The sequence below is a fragment of the Lysobacter sp. GX 14042 genome, from assembly GCF_021390425.1.
In the GTDB taxonomy this organism is placed as follows: domain Bacteria; phylum Pseudomonadota; class Gammaproteobacteria; order Xanthomonadales; family Xanthomonadaceae; genus Novilysobacter.
Genome location: NZ_JAJUWY010000006.1, coordinates 98,191 through 115,384, shown reverse-complemented (window position 1 = coordinate 115,384; position 17,194 = coordinate 98,191). Strand labels below are relative to the sequence as shown.

Annotated in this window: 12 protein-coding genes; 6 read left to right on the top strand and 6 right to left on the bottom strand. The window is 63.3% G+C overall.

The genetic code is table 11. The features are described from left to right. Window positions 1–132: 132 nt before the first annotated feature. Window positions 133–1,857: an asparagine synthase C-terminal domain-containing protein gene (locus LY625_RS09765; RefSeq protein ID WP_233740014.1), complete on the top strand. Its 1,725-nt coding sequence runs from the start codon at window positions 133–135 to the stop codon at window positions 1,855–1,857. Here the strand turns inward: LY625_RS09765 and LY625_RS09760 are convergent. Continuing rightward, window positions 1,854–3,962 carry an Atxe2 family lasso peptide isopeptidase gene (locus LY625_RS09760; protein WP_233740013.1) on the bottom strand — a complete coding sequence of 703 codons (2,109 nt, stop codon included), beginning with the start codon at window positions 3,960–3,962 and terminating at the stop codon, window positions 1,854–1,856. The two genes, LY625_RS09765 and LY625_RS09760, sit on opposite strands and share 4 nt — an antisense overlap. Window positions 3,963–4,026: 64 nt before the next feature. Beyond that, complete coding sequence (locus LY625_RS09755; protein ID WP_233740011.1) at window positions 4,027–6,552, bottom strand: TonB-dependent receptor; 2,526 nt, start codon at window positions 6,550–6,552, stop codon at window positions 4,027–4,029. A gap of 244 nt (window positions 6,553–6,796) precedes the next feature. Here LY625_RS09755 and LY625_RS09750 point away from each other — a divergent pair, with 244 nt between their 5' ends. Both LY625_RS09750 and LY625_RS09745 read left to right on the top strand, forming a co-directional pair. Then, a complete protein-coding gene (locus LY625_RS09750; protein ID WP_233740006.1) occupies window positions 6,797–7,045 on the top strand; it encodes a helix-turn-helix transcriptional regulator in 249 nt (82 codons plus the stop codon). Between the two features lie 114 nt (window positions 7,046–7,159). After that, window positions 7,160–7,447 carry a helix-turn-helix transcriptional regulator gene (locus tag LY625_RS09745; protein WP_233740004.1) on the top strand — a complete coding sequence of 96 codons (288 nt, stop codon included), beginning with the start codon at window positions 7,160–7,162 and terminating at the stop codon, window positions 7,445–7,447. Between the two features lie 9 nt (window positions 7,448–7,456). Here LY625_RS09745 and LY625_RS09740 read toward each other — a convergent pair. The 4 genes from LY625_RS09740 to LY625_RS09725 all read right to left on the bottom strand — a co-directional run bounded on the left by LY625_RS09740 (window position 7,457) and on the right by LY625_RS09725 (window position 15,582). Then, window positions 7,457–8,577, bottom strand: a protein-coding gene (locus LY625_RS09740) for an IS3 family transposase (protein WP_233740002.1) whose coding sequence is annotated in 2 segments (ribosomal slippage) — window positions 7,457–8,325 and window positions 8,325–8,577 — 1,122 coding nt in all. Because the reading frame shifts where the segments join, the coding sequence is not laid out codon by codon here. 65 nt (window positions 8,578–8,642) lie between these two features. Beyond that, entirely contained in the window at window positions 8,643–9,047 is a 405-nt protein-coding gene (locus LY625_RS09735; RefSeq protein WP_233740000.1) for a hypothetical protein, read from the bottom strand. Between the two features lie 11 nt (window positions 9,048–9,058). Further along, window positions 9,059–9,895: an RHS repeat-associated core domain-containing protein gene (locus LY625_RS09730; protein ID WP_233739998.1), complete on the bottom strand. Its 837-nt coding sequence runs from the start codon at window positions 9,893–9,895 to the stop codon at window positions 9,059–9,061. Next, window positions 9,892–15,582 carry a hypothetical protein gene (locus LY625_RS09725; protein ID WP_233739991.1) on the bottom strand — a complete coding sequence of 1,897 codons (5,691 nt, stop codon included), beginning with the start codon at window positions 15,580–15,582 and terminating at the stop codon, window positions 9,892–9,894. Before LY625_RS09725 ends, LY625_RS09730 begins: the two co-directional genes overlap by 4 nt. A gap of 194 nt (window positions 15,583–15,776) precedes the next feature. Here LY625_RS09725 and LY625_RS09720 point away from each other — a divergent pair, with 194 nt between their 5' ends. The 3 genes from LY625_RS09720 (at window position 15,777) to LY625_RS09710 (ending at window position 17,192) form a co-directional block, all read left to right on the top strand. After that, entirely contained in the window at window positions 15,777–16,091 is a 315-nt protein-coding gene (locus LY625_RS09720) for a DUF1153 domain-containing protein (RefSeq protein ID WP_233739986.1), read from the top strand. 264 nt (window positions 16,092–16,355) lie between these two features. Continuing rightward, window positions 16,356–16,901 (top strand): integrase core domain-containing protein, encoded by a 546-nt coding sequence (locus tag LY625_RS09715; RefSeq protein WP_233739977.1) that lies wholly within the window; start codon window positions 16,356–16,358, stop codon window positions 16,899–16,901. A 27-nt stretch (window positions 16,902–16,928) separates the two neighbouring features. After that, window positions 16,929–17,192: a DUF6037 family protein gene (locus LY625_RS09710; RefSeq protein WP_233739975.1), complete on the top strand. Its 264-nt coding sequence runs from the start codon at window positions 16,929–16,931 to the stop codon at window positions 17,190–17,192. Window positions 17,193–17,194 lie beyond the last annotated feature (2 nt).

Sequence of the window (17,194 nt, the reverse complement as noted above, 5' to 3'; positions counted from 1 at the left end):
CATTCCGCGAACATCGTGTTTGGGGTTACCCACGAGCCATTTGCCGCACATTGCTGGGCCCAGGCCGGGGATCTGGTTCTCAATGACACCCTCGGCAGCGCAAGGTCACATACGCCAATCAGGGTGGTGTAAATGAGCTGCCGCTACGTCGCAATTCTGGAGCACCCTGCGGCAAGCCACTCCTCCGACATCGGTGCGGCTGGCACGTTGGGACTCTCGGAAGCCTTTCGTAACGGATCGATCCGCCTGTTCGCGCCATGCGGCACCCCCATCATTGAAATGCCCTGCGGCGGAGCCGTCGTCGGCCACCTCTTCCTGCGGGACGGCACAGCGGTCGCCCACCCCAACCAGATCCGGACGGGTGCCTCGCCGGACGAAGTGAGAGCTTTCGTCCTTGAGCAATGCTGGGGTGAGTACATCCTCGTCCAGCGGGAGTCCCCCGGGACGGTCGTGGTGACCCGTGATCCTTCAGGAGGGGTCCCCTGCGTCTACTCGAGCGGAACAGCCACGCGCTTTGTCACATCGGACATCAGCCTAGCCATCAGCCTTGGCCTGTACACACGGCAGATTGACTGGGAGTCCGTGGCCCACTACCTGGCGTACCCCTATCTGAAAACCGCGCGAACCGCCCTGGCAGGCATACGCGAGCTGCTGCCGGGATGCGCACTACGTGTACAAGGATCGGAGGCTTCCGATGAGATCGCCTGGAGCCCGTGGACATTCATCGACGCGGCTACCCGCATTTCCAACGCTGACGAAGCTGCTGCGCACGTACGCGATGCGGTCGCGACGGTCGTAGGCAGCCTGGGTAAAGTGGATGAGGCCGTCCTCGTGGAGCTATCCGGGGGACTGGACTCTTCGATCGTCACGGCATGCCTTCGCGACTCGGAAGCCCGCGTTGGATGCGTCACTTTCGTACCGGGGGTACCCGGGGCTGACGAAAGACAGTACGCCGGCCCGGTGGCAAACCTCCTCGGGACCGCACTCCATGCGGCGCCCCTGCGCGTTGAGGACGCCCGCATTGATGCCCCTCCTCCGCCCTGGGCGACCAACCCTGGCGTAGCTCCGCTGCAATACACGGCAGACCAGGTCGCGATGAGCTTCGCCGAGCGGGAGAGCTTCACAAGCTTCTACTCGGGTGGCGGAGGCGACACGGTGTTCTGCTATCTGCATAACGCCTCACCTGCCGCGGATGCATTCAGGGCGCTTGGTTCCAGGGCCTGCCTGACTGCCATCCGGGACTTGTCCGATCTGTACCAGTGCACGCTGTGGAAGGCCGCCCGTTTGACGCTGAAGAAGCTGGCTGGGCCACCGAGGCCCCCCTGCCGGGCAGACCACACCCTTGTCTCGCTGGAGGCAAGAGTGGATCTTCCCGATCCCCACCCTTGGTTCGACGCTCCAGACCACGCGCTGCCGGGAGACAGAGAGCGTGTATTCGACCTCGCGGGAACGCAGTTGTTGAAGGAAGGAGTGTTCCGCGCCATGGAGTATCGGCTCCGGCTGCCGCTACTCTCCCAACCTGTTGTCGAAACCTGCCTGAGGGTTCCCTCGTGGATGTGGATCAAGGGAGGACGCGACCGCTCCATCGCCAGGACCGCCTTCTCGGATGTCCTGCCAGCCGAGGTCATCAACCGGCGCAGCAAAGGCAGCTTCACCCAATACTGCGGTGCGGTTTACCAGCGCAACAGGAGCGAAATACGGGACTTCCTGCTTGGTGGTGAACTCCGCGCCCGTGGACTGATCGACCCTGAGGCGCTCGAGGTGTTCTTCTCCCGCCCTCCGGCGCCGCGGGATGAGTCGTTCATGCGGACGTTCACCCTCTGCACGGTTGAGAGCTGGGTGCGCCATCAAGGCTAGGGCCCGCCTTGCTCTCCTGCACTGGCGTGCCGTACGGAATCGCCCGTCAACTCCCGCCAGTGCCTGTACTGGCCTGCCTTCCTGGCGGACTGGTCCTCGAACCCCTGCAGCCAGAACCGGAACCAGTCGATGTTCCGCTCGTACGCCGCCACCTTGTGTCGTGGCTGGAACTTCTGGTGTGGCTCGTCGGGGAACACGTACAGGTCCGCCCTGCCCGCCTTGATCAACGGGACGATGTAATCGAGTCCGTACAGGTACTCCTCCTCCGGCATCTGGAACAACACCGGCGCCTGGATCCGCTCGACGTTGAAGGCCGGTGACACGCGCTTCCACTGCTCGGGCGTTTCATCCACTGAGCCCAAGCCCCACCCTCTGCGGAAGCTGGCGGAAAAGACGTCGCCTTTCAGGCTGCCCATCAAGGCGTACAACGGCGACGCCGAGGGTGATGTCACCGACACCGCTGCAAGGAGATCCGTCTCTACGGCAGCCCACAGGGCCATCTCGCTTCCGAAGCTCAATCCCCCCATGCCAACCCTTGAGGAATCCACCAATCCCTCGGCCGCCAACTCGTCGACAATCCGGGTGATCGCCTCCAGGCCCTGGTTGTACCTGCCGACGGGGTCCGGCTGATACGGGGGTGCATTGATGCACAGGGCCAGGATTCCGCGCTCGGCAAGGGATGCAAGTGGCCATTCATCGCCAAGCCCGCCCCGCAGAAATCCCGGACAGAAATAGTAGGTGATGAACAGCGGCTGCTTCGTCGCACCGCGGGCCCTTCCGATGAACAGCTGGCCCGAGTACGCAGTCCCTTTGTTGTCGCTCCACTGGAGCAGGCGGACCGACACGGCTTTGGAAAAGTCAGCCGCCAACGCGGCGTTTGGATCGAACAACACCGTGTTCCGCCCTGTCCGTACGTCTATTTTCTCCAGCCGCGGCGGATGGTCAGCCCTCGCCACGACGCAGGCCAGCACCTTGGCGGACACACCGCAGTCGCTGCGATGGTTCCGACCACCGTTGACCAACCCGGTCGACTGCATCACCAGATGCACTTGGCGGGTCGCGATGTTCCATCGGAAGATGGATTGCGCGAGCCCGTCCTTCCGGCTCGTGACGGTGAAGAGCAGTTCTTGGCCGTCGGGAAGCCAGCTGGTACCGGTGATCCACTTTCCGACGCAAGCCTCCGCTTGGCATTCGACTAGGCGCCCTGTCGGCGAACGGATCAGCACGGACAGGCGGCCCGCATCCTGCGGACCGGCGCCGTCTTCCCGCGCAAGCGGCGTCACCAACGCGATGCGCCCCGTCGGCAGATGCTCCTCGACCCGCGAAGGCGCTGGCATTCCGTCCGGAAGATCCAGGCTCCCCGGGCTGGGTGGTTCCCTCGGCGGCTCCACTTCCCGGGACGTTCCGGACTCCAGGTCGAGTTCCCGCCAGCGATCCGGTACATGAGCAAGAAGCGGACCACGCGCGAACCATGCACCCGTGTATCGCTGCGTCGCCGCTCGGCCCGTGACCAGGCTGGAGCGGAACAAGGGAGCACCAACCGGCACGCTTTCGTCGACCCTGATCCCGCGCTCGTACTCGGCCTGCTCTGCCCGGACCACCTCCTCGTGGGTGGCGCCGACACTGTATTTCAACGTTCTCCCGTCCTCGGCCAGCGCGAAGTCACGGACATCGGCCGGGTCGAACGTAAGTGGCTCGGCGCCAGAACCATCCGCAGCCGCCCTCCAGATGTCCACCCTGCTCCCAAGCATCGCCATGTAGTAGACATATCGCCCATCGGGCGACCAATGCACCGTCGCCGGCAAAGTGACTCCGGCCGAGTCCCGGAGCGGAACACCGCCGTCGCCGACCTTGCGAGGAGGCACGCCGCCGTCCAGGTCCTGGACGTACCAGACCGACTCGTAGGCATTGCGGGCAACAGATGCGCTCTCCACACGGAACGCAACCCGGCGCCCGTCTGGCGAGATCACGGGCGACGACAGGTCCGCCATCTCCACGAGCCGCGTGGGAGAGATGGCCTGCGCACCTGCAGAGCTCGAGATCATCCAGACCACCATCCCTGCGCTCGCCACCAAGACTTTCACTCGCCGCCGTACTGCGTCCATCGCTCCACCTCTCCTCCATCCGGTCAGCACGCTCTTGCTTGCACCCCCTGCGGGGCCAGGCACCTCAGAAGTGCTTCGATATCGAGACGCTCACGAACCGGCCCATGCCGGAGTAATTGGTGGAGTCGTAAGGAGGGTGGTCGAGTGCGCTTGGCGTGTGGAACGGCGGGTCCCGGTCAAGCAGGTTCTGCGCGGCAAGCGACACTTCCACGTCCGACCATGCGCCCTCCCCCGGTCCTGTGGCGTACAGCAGCGTTGCGTCCAGCGTGGTGAACGACGAGGTCTTCTCCGTACGCCCTGGCACCAACGCATTCGTTACACCACTGGTGTAGTTGAGGAAGCCGGAGGCACTGAATCCGCCCTGCGACCACACCGCCCCAACTCGTCCGTTGACCTCCGCAGGGCTGTACAGCATGCCTGCGAGGTCGTACGCGTCCTCGGCCGGTGACGGCTGTTGCGAGCTGTCGAGCCAGCTCGCTGATCCGCGGAGCGAAAGCCGTCCAGGCCCCATGTCCATCCGGTACGACGCGGACACGTCCAGGCCATGGATCCGCTGGCGCGCAACGTTGGTGAACTGCCCGTACCGGATCGCCACCACCCTCCCCGGATCAAACGGCTCGCCGGTTCGGTTGTAGAACAGGTCGGCTTGGGCCAAGGCCTGCTCGAGCTCCTCCTGAGTCGGCGAATACGTGATGAACCGGTCGTACCGCGGGTCGCCCAGCGACTGGCTGTAGTTGGCCATGGGCTGGACGACGCGATCGGTGTAGTCGATATCGAACCAGGTCAGCTCCGCTTCCAATCCGGGGATGGCCTCCGGATGGATCGCCAGCGAGGCGCTCCAGGTCGTCGCCCGCTCCGCGCCAAGGTCCGGGTTTCCACCCCCCAGGGACAGCACGGTTGCGTCGTCGGGATAGCCAACACCGCCGTAGTAGGTGGCCGGGTCAAGGATCGTCTGCCGCGTCCAGAAGCGCTGGAACAGCGTTGGCGCTTTGAACGACCTTCCCCAGGAGCCCTTGATCGTGAAGTCCGGGCTCGGGCCGTAAATCAGGCCTGCCTTGGGTGTCGTCATGCTGCCGAAACTGTCGTAATCCTCCTTGCGCGCAGCCAGGCTGAGTTCCAGCCGTGCTCCGGAGGACCCTGGCTCCCGCCCCAGGATCGGCAGGTTGATTTCGGCATAAGCAAAGCGGCTGGCCTCGCTCCCCTCCACGGCGCTCACTCCAGCCAGATAGTTGTGCTGCGCAAAATCGTTCCGCCGGTACCCGGCACCCACGGCAAGGCGCGTGTCGCCGCCAGGCAGGGAGAACACCGGCCCCTCCGCCCCGACGTCGTAGGTAAGGATCTCGTTGCAGAAGCAATCGTTGAGCATCTGGGTCAGCGCGCCCGTCCCAAGGTCCACTCGTGCGTGGCGGTTGACGAGCCGATCCTCTCCCACGGCCCCGCCAAGCTGCAGCGTCCAGTCGTTCCGCAACGCCACTTCGACGACGGGGGAGACCAGGGTCACCGTGGACTTGGGCGTCAGCACGTTGTAGTACGGCAGGGCATCGGTGTTGTATGGATAGAGGGTCTGGTTGCGCTTGGTTTTCAGAGCATCCAGGCGCAACTCGACGGAACCCCCAATCGCCTGGTGCGCGCTTGCCAGACCACTCTGCAACCCGCTCCCCGGCCACAGCGTGGAGCGGTCGGACATGTAGCGGGTGTACTCCCGCTGCCGCGCGAACACCGGATCCACCGACACATCCTTGAACGTGGAGATCACTCCGCCGCCCTGCCACGTCGTCCCCGCTGTCATCGTGTACTCGCGTGTGTCCGCCCCACCGCCTGTCGCGCCGCCGTAGCGCGTGCCGAGCCTGACACCGTCGTAGTCGCGCTGCAGAATGACGTTGCCCACGCCTCCAACTGCATCGGACCCATAGATCGCGGACGCACCGTCGGCGACGATCTCGATCCGTTCCACCGCCTCGACAGGAATCGCGCTGATATCGACGCCCTGCACGAACCCGCCGTACGACAGCCGGCGTCCGTTGAGCAGCGTCAGCGTCGCATCCGGGCCTGCCCCGCGCAGGTTCAGTGACGACCCGCCGGTGACGTTCTGGTTGGCGAGCCCCCCTGCCCCGGCGGTCGCGCCGCCGGCCACGCCGGGGTTCTGCCCGCCCGAGAAGTTCTGGGGAATGCTCCGGATCACCTCGCCAAGGTCGGCGAAGCCCTCCTCCCGGATCTGCTCCACGCCGATCGCGATGAGCGGCGACGGAACCGAGCCACCCTTGATGCGGGTACCGGTGACCTGGATGGTTTCGAGTTCGGTCGCAGTAGTGTCGGGCTCGGTGACCATGGTGGCCTCAGCCGACGCATCTGCGCCGCGTGCCTCCACGGATGAGGATGGCTCCTGCGCCAGTGCGGCGTGTTGCGGGAGCAACGATGCGGCGACAGCGACCGCAAGAAGACTGCGAGCCATGCCACTTCTCGTGCCGCGCGACCCAAACGATTTCTGCCGCATGCGCCAGCCACCCGCAGTCTCGCGGCCAGCAGCTTCCAAGTGGCCACGCATCTCTTGGCCCAAGCCACTCACAACAAAGTCCTTGTCGTTCGACATGCAGCATCTCCGGTTGGTGATTGGCCAGACCTGGAGTCCGTTGGCGAGGCATGCAGCGCGACCGCGTAGCAGCGGTCGCTGTGCTTCGAAAAACCCGGTCCCAAGTCGCCCCACTGCTACGTTTAACGTAGCAGTGATCCAGACACTACGTAATCCGTAGTGTCGGAGTCAAGCGGTCTTTCCGAAGCTCCCCAACGAACCACTTGGGGATGGCGCACGATTGACTGGGAAACGACCGCTGCCTGTGTTCGCCCGCCGGCTACGCGAGGCGCGGGAGGCCTGCGGCATTTCGCAGCGGATCCTGGGCATCAAGATCGGACTCGACGAGTTCGTGGCGAGTGCCCGGATCAATCGCTATGAGATGGGCGTGCATCAACCCGCCCTCCCCATCCAGCAGCGGTTGGCTGACGCGCTCGGACTTCCGCTCGCGTACTTCTATGCGGAGAGCGATGCGCTGGCTCGAATGATTGCCAGGTTCGGGCCGGAGCGCTGAGCCCCCGGATGCCCTTGGCAACGTATCGGGAAAGCCATCTACGTTAAACGTAGTATCCAAGTCGCGCCCGCTTTCCGAAGCTCCCCTGCGGGGAACTTCAGAAAGTGAAGACGCTTGCCTGGCAGGAAACAGCTACCGGTCTACAGTCGCCGCCTGCGCGAAGCGCGGGAGGCGTTCGGCATTTCCCAGCGCAATCTGGGGATCGAGGCCGGGCTGGACGAATTCGTCGCAAGCACCCGCATCAACCGTTACGAAGCGGGCGTCCACCAGCCAGACCTCCAGACGCTGGAGCGCCTGGCGGACGTCCTTGGTCAGCCGGTGGCCTACTTCTACGCCGAAGACGACGAGCTTGCGGCGGTGATCCGGAAGTTCCACGAGAGTCGCAAGCGGAAGGGTTCGTAAGCTTCCCCGTCAAGCACAGAGTTCAAAAGTAGAACCTCCGGCGCGTTGGTGACGGTATTCGCTAGGGGTCAGGTTCCCTAGCGATTCATGCGGACGCTCCTCGTTGTACTCGAGCATCCACCAGTAGGATGCTTCGCGCACATCGTCGAGCCGGGCGAACAGGTGCTGGTCCAGGATCTCCTCGCGGAACGTCCGGTTGAAGCGCTCGATGTAGGCGTTCTGGTTCGGCTTGCCGGGCTGGATGTACTGGATGGCCATGGCGTTGGCCTTGGCCCACTGGATGAAGGTCTCACCCAGGAACTCGGGACCGTTGTCGGTGCGCAGCACCTGCGGCAAGCCATGGTCGCGTTTGAGTTGCTCGAAAATGCGCACCAGGCGGGCGGAGTTGATCGACGTATCGACCTCGATGTGCAGCGCCTCGCGGTTGAAGTCGTCGACCACGTTGAAAGTCCGGAACCGTCGCCCGCACGCCAGCGCGTCGGACATGAAATCCGCCGACCAGACGGTGTCGGGCAGCCGCGGGACGTAGAGCGGTACGCGCTCGCGCTTGGGCAGCCGGCGCCGGGCAGCGCGCCGCAGGTTGAGCTTCATGGCCTTGTACACCCGATAGATCCGCTTGTGGTTCCATTCCGGATGGCTGCGGCGCAGGAACGCGCGGCACTTCCAGAACCCTCGGCTGGGGCGGTCCTGCACCAGCTTCGACAGGGCCGCGATGATCTCCCCGTCGCGCACCGTCCAGTCCAGCGGCGGGCGGTACCAGGCTGCCTCCGAGAGCCCTATCCAGGCACAGGACCGGCGCACCGGCACCGGCCGCGCGTGCACCTGTACCAGGTACCGCACCGCCTCGCGCTTGCGCGCCGGCCCTACAGTTTTTTTGCGATCAGGTCCTTCATCGCGGCCGCGTCCAGTGCCAGCTCCGCGTACATCCGCTTGAGCCGGCTGTTCTCGGCTTCCAGCTCCTTGACCCGCCGCAGCTCGGACGCCTCAAGGCCCCCGTACTTCGACTTCCACTTGTAGTACGTCGGCACGCTGATGCCGGCTTGCCGGCAGATGTCCTTGACGGGCACGCCGGCGCCGGCCTGCTTGAGAATGGCGACGATCTGCGTCTCGGTGAACCGCGATTTCTTCATGGGAACCTCCTGGCGGGAACATGCCAGAAAGTTCTACTTCTGAGGACTCTACGTGGTGGGGAAGCTTACGGATTCAATCTTCGGCCAATTCTGGTTCCAACAAGAGCCGACACCACCACGACGATCCAGTCAACCCACCACAGAGGCGAGTCGGATCTGCTAACACCAATAACTAACAACAACAGGGTTCCGATGAGCTCATGCGCGACAATGATCGAAGCAGCATGAATATACGGCAACCTCTTCTGCATGCGAGCGAACTTAGCAAACAGAAGAATGATGACAATCGCCTCAATCACGCGGCCCAATGAATATGCAACAAACACCTGCATCTCGGATTGATCTGGCATGACCCCGGATTCAAGAACAATACTAATTGCGACTCGAAGAACCAAGAGTAGCAAGGCAAATTTAAGAATTCGTGCGAAATTCAAAGATGTCATTTTTCCGTCACTGAAGAGGAGAGGCACGCGAAGCACTACTATCCTTGGTCGCGTAAATTAATTGGTGTTGGAGCCGATTGCTGCGGTTGTGGAGCTCCAGATGAGCTACTCGATGAACGATTCACGCCAGCTTCTACTGCATCGCCAATGGCCATTCCAGCTGCAGCCCCTGCGGCAGATGCTGCGTCCCCGCCGATCTTGCCGTCGAGCTTTTTCTCGACATACGCACCAACGGCTTCACCGACCAATGCCCCTGCTCCTTGCCCTGTGGCATCTCCATCATTTGCCACTTCAATCGTTACTTCGCCAGCATCTTTTAGTATCCCGACTGAGGTCAAGTCTGCGCCAACATCTAAAATAATTTTGTCCTTTGCCCTGCCTTCGTCAGCGTATTGTTTATAGAGTTGCCCAAACTTATCTGGGTCTCCTTTGCTGTTCCAAAGAGCACGGATCATTCGACCCATATCTTTAGCTGCTGCCCCCGATGCTCGTCCATCCGGGTCGATGAACGTGTACGGGTTGTTGAAAGCGTATGCGTAGCGATTGAAGAGCCGCATATCGCCACTGTCCAATGCGGTCACCGGATCAACGCTAAGGAACCTCCCGATCCCCGGATCGTAATAGCGCTGCTGCATATATATCAAGCCAGTAGCGCTGTCCTCAACATGTCCTGTGTATCCGGCCCCATCATTAAGTGTTGGTGCGTTTTGCGTTCCATAAGGTTCGTACTCCCGCCGTTCAGTGACAAAACGGCTGACATCTGTGACGGCTACAACACTCCCCAATGCATCAGTGTGGATGTATCTGATTTCCTTCGCATTCGCGGCACCGATCCCGGCGAAGAGAATCACGCCTGTCAGGAAGCGGGAGATCACTCCTCACCTCCTTCTGCGATCTCCGGCGTCTCTGCCCCGAACGGCTTACCAGGCCCCCCGGGACCTCCCGGTACCGGGTACGCCGGCGCTGACCATGCTGAGCAGCTGTGCTCACTGCACGCCCTCACCTTATAGGAACTGTCGCACTGCGCATCCCAATTGAAGCTGTTGATCGGCCCTTGGTAGATCACTCCGCCCGAACCAGCGAGCTCATAGCGCGAGACGCCCGACACAAAGTTCCAGGTAATTCGGCACATCCACGCACTGGATTGCGTGACGCTTAGGCCGGTCGGCACCGGCGGCGGTGGCGGCGCGACCACCACCGCCTTGACCGCCGAGTACCCTCCACAACCCCCGGCATTACAGCCCCGCGCCCGGTACTCCCAAGTGGCATACGCCTTTCCGGAGACCGCCTTGCTGCGGCCGGACGCGTTATGGATCTCGCTCCAGCTGCCGCCCTGCTTGCGCTCCTGCAGCCGGTAGTTGTTCGCACCGCCAACGGCCGTCCAGCTGACCGTATAACTGCCGCTCGTGCTGCTCGCGGGGGCCGTCACCGTTGGTGTGGCCGTCGGGGGACGGGTCACCTGGGTCGATTTCACCGCGCTGTAGCTGCCACACCCCCCGGCGTTGCAGGCGCGAATCCGATACTCGTAGGTGCCGGTTGCCTTGCCGGAGACGCCTTTGCTGGTTCCTGAGGCATCGTGGATGGTGGCAAAGCTACCGCCCGCCGGCCGCTCCTGTAGTTGGTACCTGGTCGCGCCCGACACCGCCGCCCAGCTGACGGTATAGCTGCCCGTCGTGTTGCTGGTGGGCGCAGTCAGTGTCGGCGCCGAAGTCGGCGGACGGGTCACAGCGGTGCTCTTGCCTGCGCTGTAACCTCCGCAGCCAGCGGCGTTGCAGGCCCGGATCCGATACTCGTACGTTCCCGTCGCCTTGCCGGAGATCGCCTTGCTGGCCCCCGATGCATCGTGGATGGTGGCGAAGCTGCCACCCGCCAAGCGCTCCTGCAGCTGGTACTTGGTCGCGCCCGACACGGCCGTCCAGCTGACCGTGTAACTGCCACTGGAGTTGGTGGCCGGCACCGTCAGCGCGGGGGGCGCCGATGGTGGGTAGACCACTTGGACACTCTTGCTCGCGGACACTGCGCTGCAGCCCGCCGGGTTGCAGGCCTTGATCCGGTACGCATAAATGCCTGCAGCCTTGCCACTGTAGGCTTTGCTGGTCGCCGCTCCGTTGTAGGCGCTGGTCCAGCTTCCGCCGTTGGCACTTTCCTCCAGCGTGTAGCTGGTCGCGCCAGCCGCACTGCTCCAGCTGACGGTGTAAGCCCCGCTCAACCCCTGGGCTGGCACTGTCAAACTCGGCGGCGCTGCCGGTGGCAACTCTACTGACACCGCCTTTGCCGCGCTCCAGCCAGCACAGCCGTGGTCGTTACACGCGCGGACCCGATAGCCGTAGGTACCGCTGGCCTTACCGGATACCGCCTTGCTGCCACCCGCCGCATTGTGGATCCGAGTCCAGGTACCGCCGTTGGCCTGCTCCTGCAACTCGTACCGGCTCGCCAGCGATACGGCGGTCCAACTGACCGTGTAGTTGCCGACCGTCACGTAGGCGGGCGCAGTCAATGTCGGCTTGCCCTGTGGAATCAGCGCCACGGTGACCGTCTTGATCGCCGAGTAGCCCGAGCAACCCATCGCACAGCTACGAACGCGGTAGCGGTAGGTACCGTTGCTCCGCCCGCTCGTACTCCAACTCAGGGTCGTGCGCTCGGTAACCTCAGCCCAGACACCGCCGTTACGGCTTTCCTCAAGCCGATAGGTCTCGGCACCGCTGGTGCTGGTCCAACTGACGGCATAGCTGCCGTTGTTGCTGGTCGCAGGCACCGTCAGCGTCGGCGCGGCCGGCACCGAGGCTGTGTCGCTGACCTCCGCCACCAAGCTGCCGTTGAGGTGGACATACTGGATCGCCTTGCGTCGGCGATAGTCCTCCTGGTAGCGCAGTACTCCGTCCTGCCCGTACATCGAGAAAATGCTGCCGGACGCGGGGTGCGTGGCCTCGATCCTTCGGCCATGGGCGTCGTAGCGGTAGTACTCCTTGCCAATCACCTCGCGCAGGCGATTGCCATGATCGAACTGGAATTCCACCCCGTTCTTGTTGGCCAAGTTGCCGCGGACGTCGTAACCCAACCCGATCACGCTGGCACCGCCGACGGTGTCCATCACGTTGGTCAGGCGCTGGCGGGCGTCATAGCCGTAGGTGTGATCGCGCCCGGCCACCTTCACCCGGGTCAGGTTGTCCAGCACGTCATAGCCGTACACGGCGGTGCCGAACATCGGCGATACCGTACCGGTCAGCCGGTCCAGGCCGTCGTAGCTCATGTCGCGGTTGCCGCGCCCGGCGTTGGCGCCATCGGTAATCGCCATGACGTTGCCGTTGGCGTCGTAATCGAGGCCGTCGTCGTGGACCACCAGGCTGCCGTACGCATCGCGACTGCGGTCCGGCAGCCCGCGCGCGTTCTGCACCAGCGTGTGCACGATGCCGTTGCCGTAGGTGAACTGCTTCATCGCCCCGTTGGGGAAATAGCTCACGCCGGTGGCGTACGTGCCGGCCTTCGTCGGTTGACCCAGGGCATTGGGGGCGTAGTCGACGGTCAGGTTGCCGGGGTAGCTATGCGTCGCCAGATGGCCATTGGCGTTGTAGCCGTAGCCGAAGACCCAGGTGTACAGCCCGGGCTGGCTGATGCTTTCCTCGGTTGGCAGCCGCCGCTTGTTGTAGGTGTAGGCGTTGACCGCGGTGGTCAGCCCGTCGTCGTTGTAGGTGGTCACCCGGCTGGGCAGGCCGTCGGGGGTATAGACCCAGCTTTGATTGCCGTTGCCGTCCGGGAAGGTCAGCGTGGTGAGCCGGTTGCGTGCATCGTAGGTGCGGTTCACCCGTGAGCCAGCTGCCACGCTGCTGCGGTTGCAGGTCAGCGTGTGCAGGTTCAAGCCGCTGGCCGACCAGGCGATGTTGCCGGCCGCGTCGTAGTCCACCAATGTGGCGCCGGTTTCCGGCTCCAGCGTCTTGCACAACTGCTGGTTGGCGTCATACACGTAGTTGCGGGTGACCGCGATCGAACTGTTGGAATTGCGGCGGGTGATCGCCGTGGGCTTGCCGAACACGTCCCGTCCGATGTCGGTGAACACCCCTTCCGGGTGGCTGATGGACACCGGCCAGTCAGTAGTCGGCTGATCGAAGGCCAGGAAGGACGTTGTGGTCTGCTTGCCGCGGGGGTTGGTCACCCGGGTGCGGAAACCGGACAGGTACTCGGTCCGCGTGGTGAGCTTGCCCAACTCGCTGTCCTGGATGACCTGTGTCGGACGGCCAAGTGCGTCGTAGGTGGTGCGGGTGCCGGTGGTCGGGTTGTCGACCGTGCTGGGGTAGGAGGCGAACGTCACCCGGCCGTCGTGATCATAGGTGTAACGCGTGAACCGGTTCGAATAGCTGTTGTTGGTGTCGAACTCGCGCACTACCACTGGACGCCACAAGGCGTCGAAGTAGCTGATCTTGCGCCCGTTACCGGTGGCGACCGTCTGCCGCCAATGGCCTGCCGGAATGCCATATTCGCTTGCGTCAATCCGGGCGAAGGTCTGCGTGGTCTTGTTCCACGCAGTGCTGTCGGAGGTGGGATAGACGATGCTGGCCAGCCGCCCCATCACGTCATACGTGTAGTTGGTGGGGTAACCGTTCTCATCCGTGACCCGGGTGACCCAGCCGTTGCCGTCCACAACCGCCGTCTGGCTCTTGCCGTCGGCATAGCCGATGCTGCGCGGAATGCCGCGGTGCCAACTCGAGAGTGTCGTGGTGTTGTTGCGGCCATCCTTGACGGTCGCGACAGTCCCGTCCGCATGGTAGGAGCGGGTCTGCACCACCCTTCCAAAGTGCTTGAAGACGGTTGGGCGGGCCAGGCTGTCGTAACTGATTTCCGTTCCGACAGCAGAGTTGACGGTCAGGTTTGCAAGCTGACCCAAGACCCACCGTGAGCGATTGTCGTGGTAGGTCGTTGCCTCGGTCCTGCTGCCTCCCAGCGAGCTGGAGCGGGTTACTTGCGTTGGGCGCGCCAGGCTGTCGTACTGACCGACGTAGTTGTTGAACGTCTGCCCCTGTTGGCTGACGACGGTCCTGCGCAAGGGCCGGTTAACCTTGAGGGAAGGATCGTCACTGGCAGAGAGCATTCCAAAACCGTCCGGGAACGGCATCGATGCTGCTTCCGCATCGGTCACATACGTGTTCACCTCCGAGCGCAGGACCGTCCCGGAAGAGCTGCGGACGGAGGTGGAAAGAAGGCGTCCGGAGTTGACTCCAAACTGGTTTCCATAGCTGTGGACCACGGAACTGCCGTCCGGATTCGTGACCACCCCGTTCCCGTTGCCGTATGTCCACTTCAGTGCGGGTGTACCCGGCCCAGAGATCTGCTTGTCCTGGATGGCCCACACATCGTAGTAATTCGGGATCGCCAGCTTCGAGTAAATCGCGCCGTCGATGTTCTCTATGACGCAGTTGCGGGGAACGCCCTGCCGCCACCTACGCTTATGAGAGAACTTGAACACTCCCCGTGCCCCGGACGGGTGGCCGGCGGTCAGAGTAAAATCAGGGGACTTCGGCGGATCAGGCTCCAAACAGAAGCTGTCGTTGACGAAGTCCGGCTTCAAGTACACGGGCCAAAGGTTGTTCGAGTACGTGTAGTCCCACTTCGACCCATCGGGCTGCGTTACCGAAGCCAAACCCTCACCGAAGAACGCACTGGAGTAGCCATACGTCCACGTCCGGCCGTTTGCAGTGGCAGAAGTGATCTTTCCGTCCGTTGAGTAGCTCAGCGATATGGTTCTTCCGTCGCTCGAAGTGATACTCGACAATCGGTCGCCGTCGTAGCTGTAAGACACCCAGTTGCCGAAGCGATCCTCGACCCTGCTGGCCATGAGGTAGACCGCGACCCGAGCAAAACGCCCTCCGGTACGCTCTTCCATAATGCCGGCTCCGCGCTCGAGCCCAATATCGAAGGTGTAGCGGGTGCCGTCCGCGTCCACCGCTACAAAACCCTCCCCGCCGTAGCCGTTCGAAGTACTGGACTTGCAGGAAAACCGCAGCTTGTCACGCGTACCCCAGTTGTAGGTCTTGCCGTCCGTGGGGACTGACTGTTCAGTCGCTGCGATCCACAGAACCTCGTTGTCCCCGCCTCCCGGCATGTGAACCTTAATGCCCGACCAGACCTCGTTGTAATCAAAGGGATGTCGGATATCTGGCATCCACATCGTTGAGCAACGCTTGGTAGAGCCGTTTCCCGCGGCGTTCCATTTCCCGCGGCCGTCGAATATCCCGTACATGTACGGCACATCGATGTCCCATATGCCGAACCCGCCGAGATTCTCACCCTCTTTCTTCGAGTCGATCCTGAGGCGGCGAGTGAGGCGGACAGGCAGCCCGCTGTTGCCGGGAACATCGACATCCGTGACCACGAACTCGGTCGTCCCATCGTGCAGGCTGATCTGCTCGCCAAAGAGATCGGACTTGAGTGGCGCGACGATCTCCGCAGAGCGGATCCTCTTGTCGTACTCCTGATACGGCATCAGCGGCGCTTCCTGAGCAGCCGCTGCGTATGCCATCAACAGAGCAACGCCGGCCGCGACGCAGCGGCCAATCACAGTCTTGTACATCCGGCTCCCCTTGCAGGCGGCTCCTGGCCGCGCTCCGTTGCCCGTCTCCCCAGACGGCGCAAGGAAAGCATTGCCCGAAAAGCTGCCGGACTCAAGAGTCCCACGGCACAACATCACACTTTTTCGCCCTCCACTGGCGCGTGTAATGACCCAGTGATTTCCGGCTCAGGTGGTACGTTGCCAAGGAGCAACCCATGAACGTGATGATGGAAGAGGAAATCAAGCGTTGGACCGCCCGACGGAAGTCGGCGCTGGTGCTGGAGATCATCCAGGGCAAGACCACGGTCTCGGAGGCGAGTCGGCAGTTCGATCTAGCCCCGTCCGAGATCGAGGAGTGGATGGACCACGCCAAGGCGGGCATGGAGAACGCGCTGCGGGCCAAGCCTGAGGACGTGCGGGAGCAGTACGAGCGCCAGCTCAAGGACCTGCAGGAAGCCTATGGCGAGGCCATGCTGGAGCTGCGCGCGCGAAGAAAATTGCAGTCCCTGCTGGGCAAGGACGAGAGTTGATCAACTCGATCCAGCAGGGACTGAAGGACGACGGGTTTGAGGTGCCGGTGGCCAAGCTGTGCCGCTGGTTCCGGGTGCCGCGTCGGACGGTGTACTACCGGCCGACCAAAGCGCCACCGCAGGTGCGGCCGGAACTGGCGGAGCCGATCAAGAAGCTGATCGAGGAAGAGCCCTCGTTCGGCTACCGCACCGTCGCCGGGTTGCTGGGCATGAACAAGAACACCGTGCGACGCATCTTCGGGCTGGCAGGTGCGCAAGCGGGCGGTGGGCCAGCGTCCGCGGATTCAGGCGCTGCCGTCGGTGGCGACGGCCCCAGATCAGCGCTGGGCGACCGACCTGTGCCGCGTCTGGGGCGGGCGGGACGGGTGGCTAACGCTCGCCTTGGTGATCGACTGCCACACCCGGGAGTTGCTGGGCTGGCAGCTGTCACGCAGCGGCAAGGCGACTACGGCGGCTGCAGCGCCGGAGCAAGCGCTGATCACCCGCTACGGCACGCTGGGGCGAGTGCCGGCACCGTTCCTGCTGCGGTCCGACAACGGCCTGGTGTTCACCGGCCGGCACTACAAGCGCCTGGTGCGTAGCTACGGCCTGGAGCAGGAGTTCATTACCCCGCATTGTCCACAGCAGAACGGGATGGTGGAGCGGGTCATCCGGACTCTGAAGGAGCAATGCGTGCACCGGCACCGGTTTGAAACCCAGCAGCACGCGATGCGCGTGATCGCGGATTGGATCCAGTTCTATAACTTCCGGCGCCCCCACCAGGCGCTGGGCATGAAGACACCCGCCGAGGCATATGCTTTAGCGGCCTGACCTGAGCAGAAACCGCTGGGTCATTACATGACCGTCCACGATGCCGCCACCCCCGCCGACGTGATCCGCACCTACCGCAACGTGGAGCAGGCCGACCGCATCTACTTCTGCGGCTGGCGCGACAACACCGTGCGCGGCGACAGGGTCAGTTCCGCCAACCTGGCCAAGACCCGCCGCTGCCTGGGGCAGGCCGCGCACGACCTGTGCCGCAGGCGCAACCTCAGCTCACGCCGGACCGACGATCCGCATCGGGCGCGGGACTACTTCGCACCGGACGCGGTGCAGGCCTGAAA